This window comes from Streptomyces tendae (assembly GCF_014650435.1).
Lineage (GTDB): Bacteria > Actinomycetota > Actinomycetes > Streptomycetales > Streptomycetaceae > Streptomyces > Streptomyces tendae.
Genome location: NZ_BMUY01000063.1, coordinates 1 through 2,060, shown reverse-complemented (window position 1 = coordinate 2,060; position 2,060 = coordinate 1). Strand labels below are relative to the sequence as shown.

The following is a 2,060-nucleotide window of genomic DNA, read 5'->3' as shown; positions in this document are numbered from 1 at the left end:
CAGGCGGGTCAAGCGACTCACGGTCAGCCACGCCTTCCACTCCCCCCTGATGGACCCGATACTCAAGGACTTCCAGGCCGTCGTCGAAGGACTCTCCCTCCGCCAGCCGTCCCTGCCCTTCGTATCCACCGTCACCGGAACCGTGGCAGGAGCGGAGATCACCGAGCCTGCGTACTGGGTGCGGCAAGTGCGCCAAACCGTCCGCTTCACCGACGGACTGCGAACCCTGCACGGACTCGGCGTACGGAAGTTCATCGAGATCGGCCCCGACGCAATACTGACCGGACTCGTCGAACAAACCCTCGACACACAAGCCGTGCCCGCCCTGCGCCGCGACCGGACCGAAGTACGGGCCGCGGTCGAGGCGGTGGGCCGGCTGCACCTGGCCGGGATTCCCGTCGACTGGCCGACCGTACTGCCCGGCGCGCGACGAGTCGAACTGCCCACATACGCCTTCCAGCACGAACGGTACTGGCTGGAGGAAGCGGCCGGCGCCGGTGATGTCACCGCGGCGGGGCTGCAAGGGGCGGGGCATCCACTGCTCGGGGCCGCGGTGGAGTTGGCTGGGTCCGACCGGACGGTGTTCTCGGGCAGGCTGTCGGTCGCCTCGCACGGATGGCTGGCGGATCACACCGTGGGCGGTGTGGTGCTGGTGCCGGGCGCGGCACTGGTAGAGCTGGCGCTGCGCACCGGGGACGAGGTGGGCTGCGGCCGGCTGGAAGAGCTGACGGTCCAGGCGCCGCTGGTCCTGCCGGAGACCGGTGCCGTGCAGCTCCAGGTGTCCGTGGGGGAGGCGGACGCCGAGGGCCGCCGTACCGTCGAGATCCACTCACGCCCCCACGACCTGGCGGGTGCTGCGACCGCCGAGTGGACCGCGCACGCGGACGGCGTCCTGGCGGTGGCCGACGCCGCTCCCGACAAGCACGACACGCCCTGGCCGCCCGCCCGGGCCACGTCGGTCGACGTCTCCGACGTGTACGACACGCTCGCCGATAAGGGCCTGGTCTACGGCCCGGTGTTCCGCGGACTGCGGGCCGCGTGGCGGCGCGGCGACGAGGTGTTCGCCGAGGTGGCCCTGCCCGAGGAGGCCGCGAACACGGCCGACGCGTTTGGGCTGCACCCTGCGCTGCTCGATGCCGCCCTGCACGCGATCGGGCTGCTGCAACTCGCCGACAGCGAGGGAATGCGGCTGCCGTTCGCGTGGTCCGGGGTGTCCCTGCAGGTCGTTGGTGCGACAGCTCTGCGGGTGCGCATCGCGCCGGACGGACGCGGGGGCGCGACCGTGGACCTCTTCGACGAGGCCGGACTGCCGGTCGCCCGGGTCGAGTCGTTGAGCCTGCGGGAGGTGACGCGGGAACAGATCGCCGCGGCGGCTTCGGCAGCGGGGGATGAGTCGCTCTTCCAAGTGGAGTGGCTGCCGATGGTGGGCGGCTCGAGTGAGGCAGCCTCTTGGGCGGTGCTCGGGGACTCGCCTCTGGCCGAGGGCGGACTGGTGTTCGCGGATGTGGAGGCGTTGGTCGCGTCGTCGCAGGACCTTCCCGGCACGGTGGTGTTGGAGTGCCCGGCAGTGGAGGACGCCCCGGTGCCGGATGCCGTACGGGACCGGCTCACCGCTGTACTGAGTGTGCTGCAGCGGTGGATTGCTGACGAGCGGCTGGCGTCCACACGGCTGGTCGTGGTGACCCGGGGTGCCGTGGCCGCGTCCACGGATGAACCGGTGGACGTCCGCGTCGCCCCGGTATGGGGTCTGGTCCGCGCGGCACAGGCCGAACACCCCGGACGGTTCGTGCTGGCGGACATACCTGCGGATGCCGGTGCGCGGGAGCTGTCCGCCGGACTCGCCTGCGATGAACCGCAGTGGGCCGTACGGGACGGTGCCGTACACGTCCCACGACTGGTGCGGGCCCAGGACTCAACCGATGGGGCTTCGGGGTTCGGGGACGGTCCGGTGCTGGTCACTGGCGCGTCTGGTGCACTGGGTCGTGTCGTCGCCCGGCACTTGGTGTCGGTGCACGGGGTGCGCGAGCTGGTACTGCTCAGCCGACGCGGGCTCGCCGCCG

At 71.6% G+C, this 2,060-nt stretch carries 1 protein-coding gene; it reads left to right on the top strand.

Going from position 1 to position 2,060, the window contains the following annotated elements; genetic code table 11:
- Window positions 1-49 precede the first annotated feature (49 nt).
- A partial coding sequence (locus tag IE258_RS40560) for a SpnB-like Rossmann fold domain-containing protein (protein ID WP_229892783.1) occupies window positions 50-2,060 on the top strand: 2,011 nt, incomplete at its 3' end.